Source organism: Pseudomonas sp. JH-2 (genome assembly GCF_036231725.1).
In the GTDB taxonomy this organism is placed as follows: Bacteria; Pseudomonadota; Gammaproteobacteria; order Pseudomonadales; family Pseudomonadaceae; genus Pseudomonas; species Pseudomonas delhiensis.
This window is the reverse complement of record NZ_JAZAQP010000081.1, coordinates 1-17,189: the sequence shown is the minus strand read 5'-3', so window position 1 is coordinate 17,189 and position 17,189 is coordinate 1. Positions and strand designations below refer to the sequence as shown.

The following is a 17,189-nucleotide window of genomic DNA, read 5'->3' as shown; positions in this document are numbered from 1 at the left end:
CAGCCGCTGGCGCCGGGGCCGGAGCCGTGGAGCATCACCACGGTCTCGGCGCCCTCGCCCAGGTCGTTGTAGTGCAGCTGCAGGTCCAGGTCGCCTTCGCGGATGCGGGCGAAGCGGCTGCTGTCGGCGTCGTTCGGCGCCCTGTTCGTCGTGGTCATCGGCGGCATCCTTCAGTTCGGTTCAGGTTCGGCGCCAAGCGCGCCAAAACCGGCGATCCACTCGGGAATCGGCCGGTAGTACCGGTCATGTACGCGGTAGGCGCCAAAGGCGGAGAGCGCGGCAAAGGCGGCCACCCAGGTTTTCACCTCATGGGTCGAGCGGCCGGCGATGGCCGACAACTGATCGTTGCCCAGGGCATCCAGCTCGCCCAGGCGGTTCTGGGCGAGGATGTCGAGGAACTGCTGGTCCCATTCGGGGTTGAGCGGATGCAGGGAACCGGGGTCCTCGACGAAACGCCGCGCCGCCTGGATCACCCGCTGCTGCCGCGCTTCCCTTTCGTCGGCGGGCAGGTTCCGCCCGCTGCCCATCAGGCGGTCGGCCATGCGCGCGTCGACCTTGGCCAACTCCGGCACCGGCGGCTGGTGCGACAACCCGCCGGAGCCGAGGAACAGCACACGCTTGCCGGTGGAACGGGCGAAACGGCCGATGGCCTCGCCCAGCAGGCGGGCACGTTGGAACCCGGGCAGCGGCGGCGCCACCGAATTGATGAAGACGGGAATCACCGGATAGCGGTCGAGCCCGCCGAGCAATTGCTCCAGCGGCTCGGCAAAGCCGTGGTCGACCTGCATGCGGTAGGAAACCGCCGCGTCGACGCCGGCCTTGAGCACTTCGCCGGCACAGGACTCGGCCAGTGCCCTGGGCACCGAGAGGGTGCCGCTCAGCGTGCCGAAATCGCCAATGGCATGGGCGGCGACACCGATGCAGAAAGATGGCATGACATCGTAGAAGAAGCCGTTGTAGTGGTCCGGCGCGAACAGCACCACCAGCTCCGGCGCGAACGCCGCAATCCGGTCGCGCGCCATGCCCACCACGTCGGCGACCTCCTGCAGCACTTCCGGCGCGGGGTCCACGTGCCCGATCAGCGGCGAATGCGAAAGGCATTGGAGGTAGGCGCTCATCGCCAGCACCTACGGCAGGGAATCTGGGTCATCGGGGTATTCAAGGGCAGGCACTCCATGGACACGGCAAGCAGCCAACGCAGCTACGGGTAGCTCGGCGACTCGTCGAGATCATAGGAAGAAAGCCGCCGCCCCACGCTCCCCTGGCGGAAGGGCTTATCCCGATAGCGCAGAAACCCTGCGCGGCGCCGGTACGGCACACAGCGCCCCTGCTTCGCTGCCTGCCATACCGGCGACCTGCCCTCTGTCAGTAGGACCAGACCGCCAGGAGCTGGGCGTACAGGTTGGTTCTGTCGTTCCCCAGTTGCGTGCCGCCTCCGGACGCGCTCTGCCGGGGCTTGTACCAGCCCAGCAGGGGCAGCAGCGTCCAGTGCGGGTCGAGGGTCCATTCGGCGTAGATGTCGAGCTCCCGCCCGTCCCGGTTGCCCAGCGAGCGGTCGAGCGTGTCGAAGGCGTAAACGAGCGCCCCGAGGTTCAGGCCGTCCGTGACGGAGGCCTTCAAGCCCAGGTGATGAACGGCCGTGTTGGTATTGAAAGGCCCTGCGTAGTTCGAGGCGACCTCGCCCTGGAACCAGGTGCCCAACGCCCGCCCATTGCCGTAGAAAAGCGGATCGTAGCCTTCCGAAAAGCGGCTGTAGCGATAATTGATGCTGGGTTTTCCCGGCAGCTCGGCGAACGTCCAGCCCGCCTCCAGGTACCAGGCGCTTTCGTCCCCGCCACGCTTGTCTTCCCAGGCTCGTTCCGCGGCGAGGAACAGGTTGGGAACCCCCAGGTTGCCCTGCCCCCGCAGGCTGCCCACCTTCATCCCCCTGCGTTCCGGGTAAAGGAGTTCGCCCAGCTCGCGATCGGTGTCCAGCACCTTGATGAGGGTCAATCCCACCGTCCCTTCGTCGGCGACCTGTTCGAGCGTGGCCACCCCCAGCTCGGGCTTGGCCTGCGCGGGGTTGTCCGACTCCAGCCACATCAGGTCGCCCCGCAGCCCCTGCTCCCCGCCCCAGCGCAGGATGGCCGTCCTATCGAACGCCTTGCGGCCGGTGAGGTAGTAGGCGCCCCCGCGGTCCAGCTTGCCGTCCAGCAAGCCACGCCCCAGGTTCAGGGCATCGCCGGCGATGAGGAAGCCATCGCCCACGACCACCGTCTGCCTTCCCGCGGAGACGTCCAGGGCGTTCTCGCCAAGCGGGGACAGGGCATCCATGGAGCGCCAGCCCAGGTAGGCATTCTCGATCTTGGTGGTCCGCTCGTCCCCCGTGGTCCAGCCCGCCGCATCGCCGTCGCCGAAGGTGGCGCTCGTGACCCAGTCGAGTGCTCCGTAAAGCTCGCCCGCCACGGGCTTGCGCTGCCTGAAGTCGATTCCGTACTGCAGCGTCGCCTCCTGCCAACGGCTGCTTCCCTCGTCCCGGGTTCCGCTCTGGGCGTAGCTCTCGCGGCTGTGGAAAGCACCCACGGCGCCCTGCAGCTTCGCATCGATTTCCGTCTCGGCGTCCTGGTAGAGCACCGCGGCATCCACCCCGCCCGACAACGACAACAGCAGAGGAAGGGATGCCTTGAGTTTTTGTTTGCGCATCGGAGGTCTCTTCGAGCAAGGAAGCGGCCTCGCGACGAGGCCGCGGGAGGTCAGGCGGGAATTTCACCTTCGGCGTACATGTCCGCCGCGATGCGCCAGCCGCTGTCGGTCAGCACCCAGACGAAGAGGCTCTTCATCGAGAAGGCCTCGCCATCCAGGGGCAGTACGCTCCAGGTCACCCAGGTGTAGGCCGCGGCACCACCGAGGGCATGGATGCGATCGAGCCGGATGGCCGCGCCGCGGGAGCCGTCGACGAGGGCCCTGACGAGCCCGGCCAGTTCTTCGGGGCCCTGGACCAGGGGCTCGTTTCCCGGGCCGGCGATCTCGGTGGTCTGGGTATAGAGCGCATCGACGATGCCCTTGGCATCTCGACGCATCCACAATGCCTGCAGTACGTCCAGGCGCTCTCGCAGGGCTGATTTCAAGGCAGCAGAAGCCATCTTCGAATCCTCTTGGTCGAATTGAGTGGAGAGAAAATGAGGCCTCGTCGAGGCCGGTTGGATGGGGCCGGCGTGTCAGCGCCGGCCGTTGCCGTATCCCGCGAGCTGGTGGCAGACCTTGCCCAGGGTGCAGATCAGGTTGCGCAGGTTGTCCTTGGCGTAGATGCGCGTGCGCGGGATGGAACTCATCACGTCCCAGTGACGGGAACCGCTAGTCATGCCCTCGGCGACCACCCGGCTCACCACGTGGCTGGGCGTCACCCCGAAGCCGGAGTAGCCCTGCACGAAGAAGGCGTTGGGGCGGCCCGGCAAGGTCCCGATCTGCGGGAACAGGTTCGCCGTGCACTCCATCGGGCCACCCCAGGCCAGGTCGATCTTCACATGCTCGAGGTAGGGGAAAACCTTCAGCATCAGGTTGCGGTTCCAGGCCTTCAGGTCGTTGGGGATGTACTCCAGCGCGCGGGTGGCCGAACCGAAGAGCAGCCGGTTCTCGTTGGTCACGCGGTAGTACTCGATGACCGGCCGGATGTCGCTGAATGCGCCACGGATAGGGCTGATCTGCTCGATGAGCGACACCGGCAGCGGCTCGGTCACCAGCTGGAAGGCATAGGTGCTGATCATGGTCCGGTGCAATTCGGGCTCCAGGCGGTCGAGGAATGCGCCGCAGGACCAGAGGATCTTCTTCGCCCTTACCGAACCTTTCGCCGTACGCACGTGGATAGTGTCCCCGTAGGTCACCTCCAGCACCGGCGTGTTTTCGAAGATGCGCCCACCCAGGCCCACCAGCGCCTTCGCCGACCCCAGCAGCATGTTCAGCGAATGTATGTGGCCATTGCCCATGTGCTTGAGGGCGCAGCTGTAGATATCGGAGCCAACGATGTCCCTGACCGCGTTGCCTTCCAGGTAGGCGATCTCCTGGTCGGGGTTGAGCTGGCGGAACTCCTTTTCCCATGCCTGCAGCAGTTTTCCCTGGCGGGCGTTGAACCCGAGGTATCCATAGCCGTGGCGAAAATCGGCATCGATTGCGTACTTCTCGATCCGCGACCTGATGATGCTCGAACCCAGGTCGCTGATCTCGAAGATGGCCTGCAACCCCGACTCGCCGACGCTCCGGCGGATCTTCTCCAGGTCATGGCCGATACCGGCCATCACGTGTCCGCCGTTGCGCCCCGAACCCCCGAAGCCCAGGTAGCGCGCCTCCAGCAGAACGACATCCGTCACCCCTCGCTCGGCCAGCTCCAGGGCGGTATTGACGCCGGAAAAACCACCGCCGATGACCACCACCTCGGCCTCCAGGTCCTGTTCCAGGTCGGGAAACCTGAGGTCGTATTTACGGGTAGCGGTGTAGTAGGTCGTGGGCGTTTCGACAGACAGCATGGGGTCACCTTGTTCTTGGGGTTTCGGATCGGGTCAACGGGGTAGCGCGGTTCGGGAAGGCAACCGGTCCTGCCATCGGCGCAGGGCGAAGAGCACCAGCGACAGCAACAGAATCCCGATGCCGGTGGCCACCTCGCGCAGGCCGCCGTAGCCTGCCAGTTCCGCCGAGGCGGCCCCGACCAGTACGACCAGGCCGGTAAAGATGCCGAGGAGCCAGGCCACGGGCACCCAGCCGCGCCCCAGGCGCACGGGCCGCGGTGCATCGGGGGCGTCCTTGCGCAGGAGGATGAAGCCGGTCAAGGCGAAGAAAATCGCCACGAGGTAACCGATGTTCGCGGTGACCAGCATCGCCAGGGGCGACGACAGCAGGAAGATCATGCCCAGGTTGAGAACGACCGCGACGCTCATGCAACGCCCCGGCACCTGGTGCTTGTTGAGCACACCCAGCTGCCGGATGGTGAGCCCCTCGAGCGCCATGCCGTACAGCGCCCGGGAGCCGTCCGCCAGGGCCGCGTTGAGCCCCATGAAGAGCCCGACCAGCAAGGTGGCCACGAAGAAGCCACTGAAGCCGCTGCCAAGAACGCCATTGAACGCCTGGATGTAGAAGCCGCTCGGGTTGGCCATGGCCTCCTCCCGGCCGACCATCCCCCCCAGCCCGAAAGCCACGGCGGCGAAGACGGCCACCGTATAGCCCCCGGAGGTCAGCAGCGCCAGGCGCATGTCCCGCTGGCTGCGGTACTCCGGGCCGAAGGCCGCGCACATCTCGGTGCCATAGGCGCTCCAGCTGACCAGGAACAGCCAGACCAGCGCCGTGCGCAAGGTGCCCCAGCTCCATGCCACGGGTTGCGCCAGTTCATCCCGGAAGCGTTCGAGACTCCAGCCATCGCCGAACAGCGGGGAGACGGCGAGGACCAGAATCGGCACCAGCAACAGCACGCCCATGTACCTGGACACGGCGGCGGCCATGTGCACGCCAAGGCGGTTGAATTGCCAGAAGAGCAGCAGCAGGCCGGCACCGACGCACTGCGCGAACCCTATGTTCAGAGGCCCCAGCGCAAGCGTCCAGTTCTGCCCGGCGAACCATTGGGCCTGGATCAGGGCGCCGGCACTGACGCTGACGATGGAGAGGACGGCCGACCACCCGAGCCAATAGCCGAAAGAGGCCAGGGGACCGACCAGGACGCAGCGGCGGCGCCAGCCCTCGGTGGCGATCATGGCGATGCCGCCGGGCTTGTCCGGGAACATCGCGCAGACCTCGAGGAAGATCCAGTTCTGGCACGCCCCGATGGCGGCGGAACCCACCCAGAGCAACAGAGCGCCAACGGGGCCGAGGACGCCCAGGGCGAATCCGAAGGAAGCGAATATGGACCCGGATACCGCCATCGACAGCGCGAAGGCGTCCGTCCAGCGGAGGGTTTTCTGCAAGTGCTGATTATCGTTATTGTCGTTCACGGAAGGACTCCGCGCAGGTTGTAGAGGAGCCTCCATTTAACGCTCCCGCGCAGATCGACGACATTGCTCAGCGCGCACATCGCATGGCTTGGCGTGCCAACCGGCAATTGCCCGGGGAATCCTTGAAACAACCATTAACATGTTAGTAAATTAGCCTGCCCCCCGGCCGCTCCGGCGGAGCGGGTATAACAAGAAGTCCGGTGCAATCCGGTAGCGGAGGTGAAGCGATGAATCATCCTCTCGACCACGCCAGCGTGTTCCAGGGCCGCCAAGGCTTCGAAGCCTGGCACGGCGACCTCTCGTCCAACTGCGGCACCTTCCACGTCGAACCCCCGGCCGATGCCGGCATCGCTTCCTTCCGCGGCGCGGTAACCGCCGTCACGCCGGACCCCAGCGCGCTCCAGGGCGCGCGCATCACCAGCAACTGCCGGCACGTCCACCGCTCCCGGCGGGACATTCGCCACGACGACAAGGACTTCTTCTACCTGGTCATGCAGGCAGGGGGCGAAGCGCTGATGTGCCAGTCCGACTCGCAGACCCGGCTCAGAAGTGGAGACCTCGTGCTGCTCGACATCACGCAGCCCTGCGACTTCTACTTCGAAGGCCTGAGCGACCAGTTCTCGGTGATCCTGCCGCGCAGCCAGGTGCTCCAGCGCTTCAGGGAAGGGCAGATCCTGCTCAACCAGCGCATCGGCTCCACGTCTCCCCTGGGGGCGATGGGCGGCATGCTCGTCGGCCAGCTCTTTTCCAACCCCCTGCTTCGCCTCGATGAAGCAGCGGCCATGCGCGAGGCGATACTCGCGCTGCTCCGGCCGGCCCTCGGGCAGGGCGGGCAAGGCGCGCAGTCCGACGGCCCGTTGCTGCTCAAGGCCAAGTCCTTCATCGAGCGGCACATCGCCGACGAGGCCTTGTGTCCCGAACAGATCGCCAGCTCGATAGGAACTTCGCTGCGCAACCTGCACCGGCTTTTCGCCCAGATGGAGACGACGGTTGGACGCTATATCCTGGATCGCCGCCTACAGTCGTGCGCAAAAGCCATACGCGAGAGCGAGCAGAAGATCAGCAGCATCGCCTTTGCCCGGGGCTTCAAGGATTTCAGTCACTTTTCCCGTTCGTTCAAGGCCCACTTCGGCCTTTCGCCCCGCGAATACCGAACCGCTCGATAGGCACTGCCCTCGCCCACCCAAGGCAACGGAAGCCCTGCTGAAGACGGCGGAAGACGCCGCAGTGCCACGAGCCGGCGGCAGCCCCTCGAACGCCCGCCGGCCGCTGACCTAGCGCTCGATCCGGGCGAAACGCGCGCTCTCCCCGGGCGCCGGCGCCATCCTGGCGGGGGGCCTGGTCGCCTGCTGCAGCTGCGGGTCGCCGCACAGCGCCTCGTGCAGTGCTTCCAGCAGCACCTGCACGCGGGCGTCGGCCAGGCTGTAGTAGATCGAGCGGGATTCGCGGCGGGTCTTCACCAGCTGGTTCTGCCGCAACTCCGCCAGTTGCTGCGACAGGCCGGGCTGGCGCAGGCCGAGGTCGCGCTCCAGTTCCGCCACGGAGCACTCGCCGCGGGCGATCTGGCAGAGCAGCAGCAGGCGCGTCGGGTTGGCCAGCAGGCGCAGCAGCTCGGCGGCGTCGTTGGCGCGCGCCTTCAGGGCTTCCAGGCCCTCGTCGGCCGGGATTTTCATGGTTTCTTCCAGCGGTAGTACCAGGTTTCGTCCGGGCCGGGTTCGACCTGCAACGCCTCGTGCGCATCCAGGGCCACCGGCTCCAGCAGCGCGCCGCCGGGCTGCCAGCCCTCCGGCGTGGAGGCGGCGTGCCGGTCGGTGGCCTGCAGCGCGGCGACCAGGCGCAGCAGTTCCTCCACCGAGCGGCCGACGTTCATCGGGTACCAGCTCAGGGCGCGGATGATGCCCTCCGGGTCGATCACGTAGCTGACCCGGGTGGTCGAGCTGTCCACCGCATCGGGGGCGACCATGCCGTAGCCGCGGGCGATGGCCATGGAGGGGTCCTCGATGATCGGGAAGTCGATGGCCACGCCGAAGCGCTCGTGGATGTCGCGTATCCACGCCAGGTGCGAGTAGAGGCCGTCCACCGACAGGGCCAGCAGCTCGCAGCCCAGTTCGTCGAAGCGCGGCTTGGCACGGGCGAAGGCAATGAACTCGCTGGTGCACACCGGGGTGAAGTCCGCCGGGTGGGAGAACAGCAGCAGCCAGCGGCCGCGGTAGTCGCTCAGGGCAACGTCGCCACGGGTGGTGCGGGCGCGGAACTCCGGCGCACGGTCGTTCTGGCGCAGCGGCGGCATGGAGGGAGCGGCACAGGCATTGGCTTCCACGGTGATCCAGATCCTCGGCTGAACAGGCCGTCATGCTACCGCCCCGGCCCGGTAGCGTCGACGCCGACACTTCGACGTTTTCATAATTGCACTATTAAAGAAATAGTGTAAGCATGATTCAGGTCAACGCCGCAGGAGACGTCCCCCATGTCCGCCCACCATGCCGATGCCGCCCTGGCCGCCGCCAGCGCATTGGTCGACGACGCCGCCGCCGGCCGCGCCCTCGCCCCGCAGGTCACCTCCTTCTTCGACGAAGCCACCTTCACCGTCAGCCATGTGGTGTGCGACCCAGCCAGCAACGCCTGCGCCATCGTCGACAGCGTGCTCGACTTCGACCAGGCTAGCGGCCGCACCCACCAGGAATCGGCCGAGGGCCTGATGGCGTTCATCCAGGCCAACGACCTGCGGGTGGCCTGGCTGCTGGAGACCCACGCCCATGCCGACCACCTGTCCGCCGCGCCGCTGCTGCAGGAGCGCCTGGGTGGCCGGCTGGCCATCGGCGAACGCATCACCCGGGTGCAGCAGACCTTCGGCAAGATCTTCAACGCCGGCAGCGCCTTCGCCCGCGACGGCAGCCAGTTCGATCATCTTTTCGCGGATGGCGAAAGTTTCCGCATCGGCAACCTGCAGGCCATCGCCCTGCACGTGCCCGGGCATACCCCGGCCTGCATGGCCTACGTGATCGGCGACGCGGTATTCCCCGGCGACACCCTGTTCATGCCCGACTACGGCACCGCGCGCTGCGACTTCCCCGGCGGCGACAGCGCCACGCTGTTCCGCTCCATCCGCCGGCTGCTCGGCCTGCCGGGGCGCACGCGGGTATTCCTCTGCCACGACTACAAGGCCCCGGGCCGCGACCACTACGCCTGGGAAACCAGCATCGGCGCGCAGCGCGCCGGCAACGTCCATGTCCACGACGGCGTGAGCGAAGCCGAGTTCGTCGCCATGCGCGACGCCCGCGACGCCACCCTGCCGATGCCGCGCCTGATGCTGCCCTCGGTGCAGGTGAACATGCGCGGCGGCCACCTGCCGGAGCCGGAAGACAACGGCGTGCGCTACCTCAAGCTGCCGCTGAACCTGCTTTGAGCCGCCGACGGCGGGCCATGACGGCCGCTGTCCCGCCGCCCTCCCCTTGCCTTGCGCCGCCGAAAGAAGAAGAGGAATCCGCCATGCAACGTCTGCCCCTGGACGATGGCCTTTGCGTCGCCCCGCAACTGAACCCCGAAGACCTTCCCGCCCTGGCCGCCGCCGGCATCCGCAGCCTGATCTGCAACCGCCCCGACGGCGAGGCCGACGGCCAGCCGGACAGCCGGGCCATGGCCGCGGCCGCCGCCGACCAGGGCCTCGCCTTCGTCTACCTGCCGGTGATCAGCGGCGCCATCGGGGACGCCGACGTGCGCGCCTTCGTCGCCGCCCTCGCCGGCCAGAGCGGCCCGACGCTCGCCTACTGCCGCACCGGCACCCGCTCGGCCACTCTCTGGGCGCTGTCCCAGGCGGGGCAACGGCCCCTGGACGACATACTCGCCCGCGCCGCCAGGGCCGGCTTCGACCTCGGCCAGCTGCGCCCGCGCCTGCAGGCGGCCGCCGGCCCGCGCCCGGCACGCGGCGAGCCCCTCTACGACCTGGTGGTGATCGGCGCCGGCGCCGCCGGCCTGGCCACCTGCGCCAGCCTGCTCAAGCGCCGCCAGAACCTGAGCATCTGCATGGTCGAGCCGGCCACGGAGCACTACTACCAGCCGGGCTGGACCATGGTCGGCGCCGGCGTCTTCACCCCCGACCGCACGGTGCGCCCGATGGCGGCGCTGATTCCCGACTGCGTGGCCTGGGAACGCTCCGCCGCGGCGGCCTTCGCGCCCCAGGACGACCGGGTGATCCTGGCCAACGGCGCCAGCCTGAGGTACCGCGTGCTGGTCCTGGCGCCCGGCCTGAAGCTGGACTGGAACGCCATCCCCGGCCTGGCCGAGACCCTCGGGCGCAACGGCGTGACCTCCAACTACCGCTTCGACCTCGCGCCCTACACCTGGCAGCTGGTGCGCGGCCTGCACCGCGGCCGCGCGCTCTTCACCCAGCCGCCGATGCCGATCAAGTGCGCCGGCGCGCCGCAGAAGGCCATGTACCTGTCCGCCGACCACTGGCTGCGCGGCGGCCGTCTGGACGGCATCGACATCCAGTTCCACACCGCCGGCGCCGCGCTGTTCGGCGTGGCGGACTACGTGCCGGCGCTGATGGAGTACGTCGAGCGCTACCGCGCCCAGCTCAACTTCGGCTCGACCCTGGCGGCCGTCGACGGCCCGGCGCGCACCGCCACCTTCGCCCGCACCGATGCCGACGGCCAGCGCCACGAGGAAGTGCGCGAGTTCGACATGCTCCACGTGTGCCCGCCGCAGACCGCCCCGGACTTCATCCGCAGCAGCCCGCTGGCCGGCGACGCAGGCTGGATCGACGTCGACCCGACCACCCTGCGCCATGCGCGCTTCGCCAACGTCTTCGCCCTCGGCGACGCCAGCGCCGCGCCCAACGCCAAGACCGCCGCGGCGGCACGCAAGCAGGCGCCGGTGGTGGCGCAGAACGCCCTCGCCTGCCTCGACGGCCAGCCCCTGACGGCGGCCTACGACGGCTACGGCTCCTGTCCGCTGACCGTGGAGCGCGGCAAGATCGTGCTCGCCGAGTTCGGCTACGGCGGCAAGCTGCTACCCACCTTCCCGCGCTGGCTGCTCGACGGCCGCAAGCCGTCGCGCCTGGCCTGGCACCTGAAGTCCGAGGCGCTGCCGGGCATCTACTGGAACGCCATGCTCAAGGGCCGCGAGTGGCTCTGCGCGCCCGGCCGGCGCAACGCCGAACAGTCCGCCTGAGGAGGCCAAGATGCCGACCCTCAGCCTGTTGCAGTACCTGCTCGGCGCCGCCGCCGGATCGCTGGTGGGCTTCACCCTCGGCCTGGTCGGCGGGGGCGGCTCGATCCTGGCCGTGCCGCTGATGGTCTACCTGGTCGGCGTCGACAACCCCCACGTCGCCATCGGCACCAGCGCCCTGGCGGTGGCCGCCAACGCCGCCGCCAACCTGCTCAACCATGCCCGCCGGGGCAACGTGAAGTGGCCCTGCGCCTCGGTGTTCGCGCTGGTCGGGATGGTCGGCGCCTTCTTCGGCTCGTCCCTGGGCAAGGCCTTCGACGGCCAGAAGCTGCTGGTGCTGTTCGCCCTGCTGATGCTGGTGGTGGCGGCGCTGATGCTGCGCGGGCGCGCCAGCGAGGGGGACGCCGCGGTGGCGCTGGGCCGCGGCAACGCCCCGCGGCTGGCGGCGTTCGGCGGCCTGGCCGGCGCCCTGTCGGGGTTCTTCGGCATCGGCGGCGGCTTCCTCATCGTCCCCGGCCTGATGGCCGCCACGCGCATGCCGATCCTCTTCGCCGTGGGCAGCTCGCTGGTGGCGGTGACCGCCTTCGGCCTGACCACCGCATTCAACTACGCACGCTCGGGCCTGGTGGACTGGCCGCTGGCGGTGGTCTTCATCGGCGGCGGGGTGGCCGGCGGGCTGTGCGGCGCCTGGCTGGCGACGCGCCTGTCACGCAGCCAGGGCACCCTGAACCTGGTGTCCGCGAGCCTGATCGGCGCCACCGCGCTGTACATGCTCTACCGCAGCCTGGGGGCGCTGGGCGTCATATGAAAGGACATTCGCCAGGCACGCGCCAGGGCGAGCAGGCGCCGCCTTCAGGTGTACTTCGTGAAGATCGCCCGGACCCGCTGCAACGTCTGCGCCGGGTCCTGCTCGCGGTCGTCGAAGGCCTCTTCCAGCAGGCAGGCGAGCAGCTCCTGGTAGGCCTTGTCCAGGGCCTTGCGCGCCGCGCGGAACTGCAGCGCGATGGTCTCGCACTCCTCGCCCCGGCGGATCATGGCCTGCAACCCGCGCACCTGGCCCTCGATCCGGGCCAGGCGGTTGAGCATCGCTTCCTGGGGGGTGATATCGGTTTTTCTACTCACGTGTACCTTCCAACGCGCATCCCGAGGTGACGGCCCCATGCGGTTTCCATCCCTGGCAACCCGGCGCCCGGACGTGAGGGTAGCGCTGTTCGCCGGGCACAGCCAGCCCGGCGACGGGGAAGCCGCCGGGCATGGCCCGTGCCCTGCGTCAGGCTCGCTTGCAGGCCTTGCAGGTACTGATGCCCAGCAGCGGGTAGGCCGGGCAGAAACGGAAGATGCCGGTGGCCAGCGGCACTACGCCGATCCACCCCCACCAGCCGATCACGCCGGCGAGGCTCAGCCCGATCAGCAGCAGCCCCACGATGATGCGCACAGCGCGGTCGACAGTCCCGACATTCGTTTTCATGACGATCTCCTTGGTCAGCTCCCGCGCGGGTCATCCGGCACGGTGAACATGAGTGGCGCGGCTTGCCGGACCAGGTCCAGGGCGATGCCTGGCACCCCTGCTGCGTCAATCTGCCATCTCATTGGAAGGGCATTTCTGAAATACCCTATGGGGTATTACAGCAGCCGCTCCAGAGGTGCACAAGTGAGTGCGTCAATCCGCTCCCCGAAGCTGGTCAGGGAACTGGCGGCCATCGTGCTGATCAAGCTGGCCCTGCTCCTGGCCATCAAGGCCATCTGGTTCGACCACCCCACCCTTCCCGTCGAGGGCGAACGGCAGGTCAGCGCGCACCTGCTGGGCACCCCCGCGCCCACATCCACCCCCGCCAAGGAGTCCCCGTGATGATTTCCGAAGCCGTAGTCGACCTGTCACGCCTGCAGTTCGCCATGACGGCGATGTACCACTTCCTGTTCGTCCCATTGACGCTGGGCCTCGCCTTCCTGCTGGCGATCATGGAGTCGGTCTACGTGATGACCGGCAAGCAGGTGTACAAGGACATGACGCAGTTCTGGGGCAAGCTGTTCGGCATCAACTTCGCCCTCGGCGTCACCACCGGGCTGACCATGGAGTTCCAGTTCGGCACCAACTGGGCCTACTACTCCCACTACGTCGGCGACATCTTCGGCGCGCCGCTGGCCATCGAGGGGCTGATGGCCTTCTTCCTCGAGTCCACCTTCATCGGCCTGTTCTTCTTCGGCTGGGATCGCCTGTCGAAGGTCCAGCACCTGAGCGTGACCTGGCTGGTGGCCCTGGGCTCGAACCTCTCGGCGCTGTGGATCCTGATCGCCAACGGCTGGATGCAGAACCCGGTGGGCGCGGAATTCAACTTCCAGACCATGCGCATGGAACTCACCGACTTCGGCGCCCTGCTGTTCAACCCGGTGGCCCAGGTCAAGTTCGTCCATACCGTGGCCGCCGGCTACGTGACCGGCGCCATCTTCGTCCTGGCGATCTCCAGCTACTACCTGCTGAAGAAGCGCGACCAGGGCTTCGCCCGCCGCTCCTTCGCCATCGCCTCGGCCTTCGGCCTGGCCTCGATCCTCTCGGTGATCATCCTCGGCGACGAATCCGGCTACGAGATCGGCGACGTGCAGAAGACCAAGCTGGCCGCCATCGAGGCCGAGTGGAACACCGAGCAGGCGCCGGCCGGCTTCACCCTGTTCGGCATCCCCGACCAGGAGCAGATGCGCACCCACTACGCGATCAAGATCCCTTATGCGCTGGGCATCATCGCCACCCGTTCGCTGGACAAGGAGGTCACCGGCATCAAGGACCTGCTGGTGCAGCACGAGGCGCGCATCCGCAACGGCATGACGGCCTATGCGCTGCTGGAGAAGCTGCGCGGCGGCGATACCTCCGAGGCCACCCTGGCCGCCTTCAATGCAGTCAAGCTGGACCTGGGCTACGGCCTGCTGCTGAAGAAATACACCGACAAGGTGGTCGACGCGAGCGACGAGCAGATCCGCCTGGCCACCCTGGACACCATCCCCGACGTGCTCACGCTGTTCTTCAGCTTCCGCATCATGGTCGCCTGCGGCTTCCTCATGCTCGCCCTGTTCGCCTGCGCCTTCTGGGCCTCGGCGCGCAAGCACGAGGAACGCAAGCCCTGGCTGCTGAAGTGGGCGCTGCTGAGCCTGCCGCTGCCCTGGATCGCCGCGCAGACCGGCTGGTACGTCGCCGAGCACGGCCGCCAGCCGTGGTCCATCGGCGAGGTGCTGCCGGTGCACCTGTCCGCCTCCAGCCTGGGCACCCACGACCTGTGGGGCTCGCTGATCGCGCTGGTCGCCTTCTACAGCCTGCTGCTGGTGGTGGAGATGTACCTGATGATCAGGTTCGCCCGCCTCGGCCCGTCGAGCCTGCACACCGGCCGCTACCACTTCGAGCAGGGCGCCGCGCAGCGCCCGGCCACCGCCTGAGGAGCCCGCCATGGACTACGAAACCCTGAAGATCACCTGGTGGGTGCTGATCGGCGTGCTGCTGATCGGCTTCGCCCTCACCGACGGCTTCGACATGGGCGCCATGGCGCTGCTGCCCTTCGTCGCCCGGGACGACCACGAGCGGCGCGTGGCGATCAACACCATCGCCCCGCACTGGGACGGCAACCAGGTGTGGTTCATCACCGCCGGCGGCGCCCTCTTCGCCGCCTGGCCGATGGTCTACGCCACCGCCTTCTCCGGGCTCTACTGGGCCATGCTGCTGGTGCTGTTCGCGCTGTTCTGCCGGCCGGTGGGCTTCGACTACCGCAGCAAGCTGGAGAACCCGCGCTGGCGCAAGGCCTGGGACTGGGCGCTGTTCGTCGGCGGCTTCGTCCCGGCGCTGGTGTTCGGCGTGGCCTTCGGCAACCTGTTCCAGGGCCTGCCCTTCACCCTCGACGAGCTGATGCGGCCGGCCTACCACGGCGGCTTCTTCGCCCTGCTCAACCCCTTCGCCCTGCTCGCCGGGGTGGTCAGCCTGAGCATGCTCTGCCTGCACGGCGGCGCCTGGCTGATGCTGCGCACCGACGGCGAGCTGGCCGAACGCTCGCGCCGCGCCGCGCAATTGTGCGCACTGGCGTACCTGGCGGCCTTCATCGGCGCCGGGCTCTGGGTCAGCCTGGGCATGCACGGCTTCAGCCTGGTCTCGGCGGTGGACGGCAACGCGGTGCTCAACCCGCTGCACAAGACAGTGACGCTGGACAACGCCGGCTGGCTGGCCAACTACCACCGCCAGCCGCTGACGATGCTCGCCCCGGCGCTGGGCATCCTCGGCGGGCTCATCGCCCTGGCCAGCGCCAGCGGCGGCAAGGGCGGCCTGACCTTCCTCGGCAGCGCCCTGGCCATCGTCGGCACGCTCTGCACCGCCGGCTTCGCGCTGTTCCCCTTCGTCTTCCCCTCCAGCGAGAACCCGGCGGCCAGCCTGACCCTGTGGGACGCGGTATCCAGCCACAAGACCCTCGGCATCATGTTCGCCGTGGCCTGCATCTTCGTCCCGCTGATCCTCTGCTACACCCTCTGGGGCTACGTGCGCATGTGGGGCCGGCTGAGCCGCGGGCACATCGACGCCAACCCCCACGGACTCTACTGAGGAGCGACAAGCATGTGGTACTTCACCTGGATTCTCGGTGTGCTGCTGGCCTGCAGCTTCGGCATCATCAACGCCCTCTGGCTGGAAACCACCCAGGACCTGGACAGCGATGACAGCCGCCAGTCCTGAACGCGCCCTGTGCCGCCGCTGGAGCCGCGTCGCCTCGCTGCTCCTGGCGGCGCCGCTGGCGCTGGTGCTGCTGATCCACCCGGCGCTGATGCTCGATGCCCACGGCGGCTACAGCCATGGTCTGCTGATGCTGGTGATGCTCGGGGTGAGCGGCGGCTTCGTCCACGGGGTGGGCTTCGACCCCCGTGGCCGGCTGTGGGCCCTGCTGTTCGGGCCGGCCGTGGCCTGGCCGCTGATGCTGCTGGGCTATGGCCTGCTGCTCTACGTGCGGACGAGCTGAGGCCGCCCTTCCCTTCACATCGAAAGAACCACGCCCATGCACCACCTGGCCCACTACGCAGCGGCGATCCTGGCTACCTCGACGCAGCCCCGGATCGTCCGCGAAAGCACCACCAGCACCCACTGGCATGAGAATGGCTTCGAAGTCCGGCAGTCGATCTCCACCTACGAGTTCAGTGATGGCGTGATCATCCGCCGCATGCTGGAACGGGACGACTACCCGCCGGATGAAACCCTGCTGTGCGCCGAGTGCTGGATCACCTACGAGGTCGTTCGCGACGGCCCTGCGGCCGCCGCGGTGCAGCCCAGGCGCATGACGTTCGACTCCACGTGCCGCGAGGCTTTCTGGCTGAGGTTCCATACCGCCCCGGCAGCGGGCAGCGGCATCTGCACAACGGAAGGCCCTCCACGCTAGCGGGCCATCCGACGGCACCACAAACCCCATATTCCGGTTCAACCCGACCTGGCAGGTTCGCACATGAAAAGCCTTTCCATCGTCATTCCGTTGCTCGCCATTCTCTTCTCCACGGGCTGCGCCCAGCTGGAGAAGGCCCGGGAGAAGCGCGACGCCGATCCCGCCGCCTACGACGCCCTGGACCTGAACAGGCACTACTTCTCCCAGGATCCCCGCGACTGGGTGCAAGGAAGCTGATCCTGCCAGGGCCTGGCGGGAATGGCCCCACCGGCCCGGGGCAAGAAGCGCCAAACCTGAACGACAACTGAACGGTGCGGCCATTGCGCACGGAAACAGCCCGCAGGCATTGATCCCGGTCAATCGCTCCGGGCCTCAGGCGGAAACATAGTGAAACCGAGCGCCCGAGGGGGCCAGGCAAGGACGCCGGCCGGTTATCCCGCCCTCGGGCGCTCCCCCATCGCACCGTAGGGCGCATAACGCTCCAGGCGTTATCCGCCGCTGGCCCCGGCTCCGTCGTTCCGCCTGTCGTAGGAGCGGACCTTGTCCGCGATAGCCGGAGGTTCCGGCGCGGTTCGCGGATGAGATCCGCTCCTACGCTACCCCACCGACACCATTCCCATGTAGGAGCGCGCCCTGCGCGCGATTTCGCGGGCAGGGCCCGCTCCTACAGGTTGCC

Annotated in this window: 20 protein-coding genes and 1 pseudogene; 11 read left to right on the top strand and 10 right to left on the bottom strand. The window is 68.0% G+C overall.

Features of this window, described 5'->3' with window-relative positions; all coding sequences use genetic code 11:
- The 6 genes and pseudogenes from VV867_RS30010 to VV867_RS29985 form a co-directional block, all read right to left on the bottom strand.
- A pseudogene (locus VV867_RS30010) lies at nt 1-158 on the bottom strand (2-hydroxy-6-oxo-6-phenylhexa-2,4-dienoate hydrolase); the annotation flags it as partial.
- Nucleotides 159-170: 12 nt separating this feature from the next.
- Nucleotides 171-1,118 (bottom strand): 3-carboxyethylcatechol 2,3-dioxygenase, encoded by a 948-nt coding sequence (mhpB, locus tag VV867_RS30005; RefSeq protein WP_328568358.1) that lies wholly within the window; start codon nt 1,116-1,118, stop codon nt 171-173.
- Between the two features lie 247 nt (nt 1,119-1,365).
- Nucleotides 1,366-2,682 (bottom strand): hypothetical protein, encoded by a 1,317-nt coding sequence (locus VV867_RS30000; protein ID WP_328568357.1) that lies wholly within the window; start codon nt 2,680-2,682, stop codon nt 1,366-1,368.
- A 50-nt stretch (nt 2,683-2,732) separates the two neighbouring features.
- Nucleotides 2,733-3,122: a YybH family protein gene (locus tag VV867_RS29995; RefSeq protein ID WP_328568356.1), complete on the bottom strand. Its 390-nt coding sequence runs from the start codon at nt 3,120-3,122 to the stop codon at nt 2,733-2,735.
- Between the two features lie 75 nt (nt 3,123-3,197).
- Nucleotides 3,198-4,499, bottom strand: a complete 1,302-nt coding sequence (locus tag VV867_RS29990; protein ID WP_328568355.1) for an NAD(P)/FAD-dependent oxidoreductase — start codon at nt 4,497-4,499, stop codon at nt 3,198-3,200.
- 33 nt (nt 4,500-4,532) lie between these two features.
- On the bottom strand, nt 4,533-5,951 hold the full coding sequence (locus tag VV867_RS29985; protein ID WP_328568354.1) for an APC family permease: 1,419 nt from the start codon (nt 5,949-5,951) through the stop codon (nt 4,533-4,535).
- 227 nt (nt 5,952-6,178) lie between these two features.
- Here VV867_RS29985 and feaR point away from each other — a divergent pair, with 227 nt between their 5' ends.
- Nucleotides 6,179-7,117, top strand: coding sequence for a transcriptional regulator FeaR (gene feaR / locus VV867_RS29980; protein WP_328568353.1), 939 nt, complete (start codon nt 6,179-6,181; stop codon nt 7,115-7,117).
- 108 nt (nt 7,118-7,225) lie between these two features.
- Here the strand turns inward: feaR and VV867_RS29975 are convergent, their stop codons facing one another.
- Entirely contained in the window at nt 7,226-7,624 is a 399-nt protein-coding gene (locus tag VV867_RS29975) for an ArsR/SmtB family transcription factor (protein WP_328568352.1), read from the bottom strand.
- Nucleotides 7,621-8,271, bottom strand: a complete 651-nt coding sequence (locus VV867_RS29970) for a peroxiredoxin (RefSeq protein WP_244160936.1) — start codon at nt 8,269-8,271, stop codon at nt 7,621-7,623. The genes VV867_RS29975 and VV867_RS29970 overlap by 4 nt, the downstream gene beginning before the upstream one ends.
- Before the next feature lie 147 nt (nt 8,272-8,418).
- Between VV867_RS29970 and VV867_RS29965 the strand changes: the two genes are divergently transcribed.
- The 3 genes from VV867_RS29965 to VV867_RS29955 all read left to right on the top strand — a co-directional run bounded on the left by VV867_RS29965 (nt 8,419) and on the right by VV867_RS29955 (nt 11,928).
- Nucleotides 8,419-9,357: an MBL fold metallo-hydrolase gene (locus VV867_RS29965; RefSeq protein ID WP_328568351.1), complete on the top strand. Its 939-nt coding sequence runs from the start codon at nt 8,419-8,421 to the stop codon at nt 9,355-9,357.
- A gap of 83 nt (nt 9,358-9,440) precedes the next feature.
- Nucleotides 9,441-11,123 carry a TIGR01244 family sulfur transferase gene (locus tag VV867_RS29960; RefSeq protein ID WP_328568350.1) on the top strand — a complete coding sequence of 561 codons (1,683 nt, stop codon included), beginning with the start codon at nt 9,441-9,443 and terminating at the stop codon, nt 11,121-11,123.
- A gap of 10 nt (nt 11,124-11,133) precedes the next feature.
- On the top strand, nt 11,134-11,928 hold the full coding sequence (locus VV867_RS29955) for a sulfite exporter TauE/SafE family protein (protein ID WP_328568349.1): 795 nt from the start codon (nt 11,134-11,136) through the stop codon (nt 11,926-11,928).
- 44 nt (nt 11,929-11,972) lie between these two features.
- On the opposite strand, the gene VV867_RS29950 is transcribed toward VV867_RS29955, so the two are convergent.
- On the bottom strand, nt 11,973-12,206 hold the full coding sequence (locus VV867_RS29950; RefSeq protein ID WP_089392213.1) for a metal-sensing transcriptional repressor: 234 nt from the start codon (nt 12,204-12,206) through the stop codon (nt 11,973-11,975).
- Between the two features lie 184 nt (nt 12,207-12,390).
- Nucleotides 12,391-12,588 carry a YgaP family membrane protein gene (locus tag VV867_RS29945; RefSeq protein ID WP_109936422.1) on the bottom strand — a complete coding sequence of 66 codons (198 nt, stop codon included), beginning with the start codon at nt 12,586-12,588 and terminating at the stop codon, nt 12,391-12,393.
- A gap of 183 nt (nt 12,589-12,771) precedes the next feature.
- Here VV867_RS29945 and cydP point away from each other — a divergent pair, with 183 nt between their 5' ends.
- The 7 genes from cydP to VV867_RS29910 all read left to right on the top strand — a co-directional run bounded on the left by cydP (nt 12,772) and on the right by VV867_RS29910 (nt 16,750).
- On the top strand, nt 12,772-12,969 hold the full coding sequence (gene cydP, locus VV867_RS29940; RefSeq protein ID WP_256595973.1) for a cytochrome oxidase putative small subunit CydP: 198 nt from the start codon (nt 12,772-12,774) through the stop codon (nt 12,967-12,969).
- Nucleotides 12,969-14,543: a cytochrome ubiquinol oxidase subunit I gene (locus VV867_RS29935; protein WP_328568348.1), complete on the top strand. Its 1,575-nt coding sequence runs from the start codon at nt 12,969-12,971 to the stop codon at nt 14,541-14,543. Before cydP ends, VV867_RS29935 begins: the two co-directional genes overlap by 1 nt.
- A 10-nt stretch (nt 14,544-14,553) precedes the next feature.
- Nucleotides 14,554-15,690 carry a cytochrome d ubiquinol oxidase subunit II gene (cydB, locus tag VV867_RS29930; protein ID WP_109936419.1) on the top strand — a complete coding sequence of 379 codons (1,137 nt, stop codon included), beginning with the start codon at nt 14,554-14,556 and terminating at the stop codon, nt 15,688-15,690.
- 12 nt (nt 15,691-15,702) lie between these two features.
- Entirely contained in the window at nt 15,703-15,819 is a 117-nt protein-coding gene (gene cydX / locus VV867_RS29925; protein ID WP_089392208.1) for a cytochrome bd-I oxidase subunit CydX, read from the top strand.
- Nucleotides 15,800-16,099: a cyd operon YbgE family protein gene (locus VV867_RS29920; protein ID WP_328568347.1), complete on the top strand. Its 300-nt coding sequence runs from the start codon at nt 15,800-15,802 to the stop codon at nt 16,097-16,099. Before cydX ends, VV867_RS29920 begins: the two co-directional genes overlap by 20 nt.
- 36 nt (nt 16,100-16,135) lie before the next feature.
- Nucleotides 16,136-16,513 carry a hypothetical protein gene (locus VV867_RS29915; RefSeq protein ID WP_328568346.1) on the top strand — a complete coding sequence of 126 codons (378 nt, stop codon included), beginning with the start codon at nt 16,136-16,138 and terminating at the stop codon, nt 16,511-16,513.
- Nucleotides 16,514-16,576: 63 nt separating this feature from the next.
- Complete coding sequence (locus VV867_RS29910; RefSeq protein WP_158546448.1) at nt 16,577-16,750, top strand: hypothetical protein; 174 nt, start codon at nt 16,577-16,579, stop codon at nt 16,748-16,750.
- Nucleotides 16,751-17,189 lie beyond the last annotated feature (439 nt).

Coding starts and splice junctions, on each gene's coding strand:
- mhpB (WP_328568358.1), bottom strand. CDS start 1,118: ATGAGCGCCTACCTCCAATGCCTTTCGCATTCGCCGCTGATCGGGCAC.
- VV867_RS30000 (WP_328568357.1), bottom strand. CDS start 2,682: ATGCGCAAACAAAAACTCAAGGCATCCCTTCCTCTGCTGTTGTCGTTG.
- VV867_RS29995 (WP_328568356.1), bottom strand. CDS start 3,122: ATGGCTTCTGCTGCCTTGAAATCAGCCCTGCGAGAGCGCCTGGACGTA.
- VV867_RS29990 (WP_328568355.1), bottom strand. CDS start 4,499: ATGCTGTCTGTCGAAACGCCCACGACCTACTACACCGCTACCCGTAAA.
- feaR (WP_328568353.1), top strand. CDS start 6,179: ATGAATCATCCTCTCGACCACGCCAGCGTGTTCCAGGGCCGCCAAGGC.
- VV867_RS29975 (WP_328568352.1), bottom strand. CDS start 7,624: ATGAAAATCCCGGCCGACGAGGGCCTGGAAGCCCTGAAGGCGCGCGCC.
- VV867_RS29965 (WP_328568351.1), top strand. CDS start 8,419: ATGTCCGCCCACCATGCCGATGCCGCCCTGGCCGCCGCCAGCGCATTG.
- VV867_RS29960 (WP_328568350.1), top strand. CDS start 9,441: ATGCAACGTCTGCCCCTGGACGATGGCCTTTGCGTCGCCCCGCAACTG.
- VV867_RS29955 (WP_328568349.1), top strand. CDS start 11,134: ATGCCGACCCTCAGCCTGTTGCAGTACCTGCTCGGCGCCGCCGCCGGA.
- VV867_RS29950 (WP_089392213.1), bottom strand. CDS start 12,206: ATGCTCAACCGCCTGGCCCGGATCGAGGGCCAGGTGCGCGGGTTGCAG.
- VV867_RS29945 (WP_109936422.1), bottom strand. CDS start 12,588: ATGAAAACGAATGTCGGGACTGTCGACCGCGCTGTGCGCATCATCGTG.
- VV867_RS29935 (WP_328568348.1), top strand. CDS start 12,969: ATGATTTCCGAAGCCGTAGTCGACCTGTCACGCCTGCAGTTCGCCATG.
- cydB (WP_109936419.1), top strand. CDS start 14,554: ATGGACTACGAAACCCTGAAGATCACCTGGTGGGTGCTGATCGGCGTG.
- cydX (WP_089392208.1), top strand. CDS start 15,703: ATGTGGTACTTCACCTGGATTCTCGGTGTGCTGCTGGCCTGCAGCTTC.
- VV867_RS29920 (WP_328568347.1), top strand. CDS start 15,800: ATGACAGCCGCCAGTCCTGAACGCGCCCTGTGCCGCCGCTGGAGCCGC.
- VV867_RS29915 (WP_328568346.1), top strand. CDS start 16,136: ATGCACCACCTGGCCCACTACGCAGCGGCGATCCTGGCTACCTCGACG.
- VV867_RS29910 (WP_158546448.1), top strand. CDS start 16,577: ATGAAAAGCCTTTCCATCGTCATTCCGTTGCTCGCCATTCTCTTCTCC.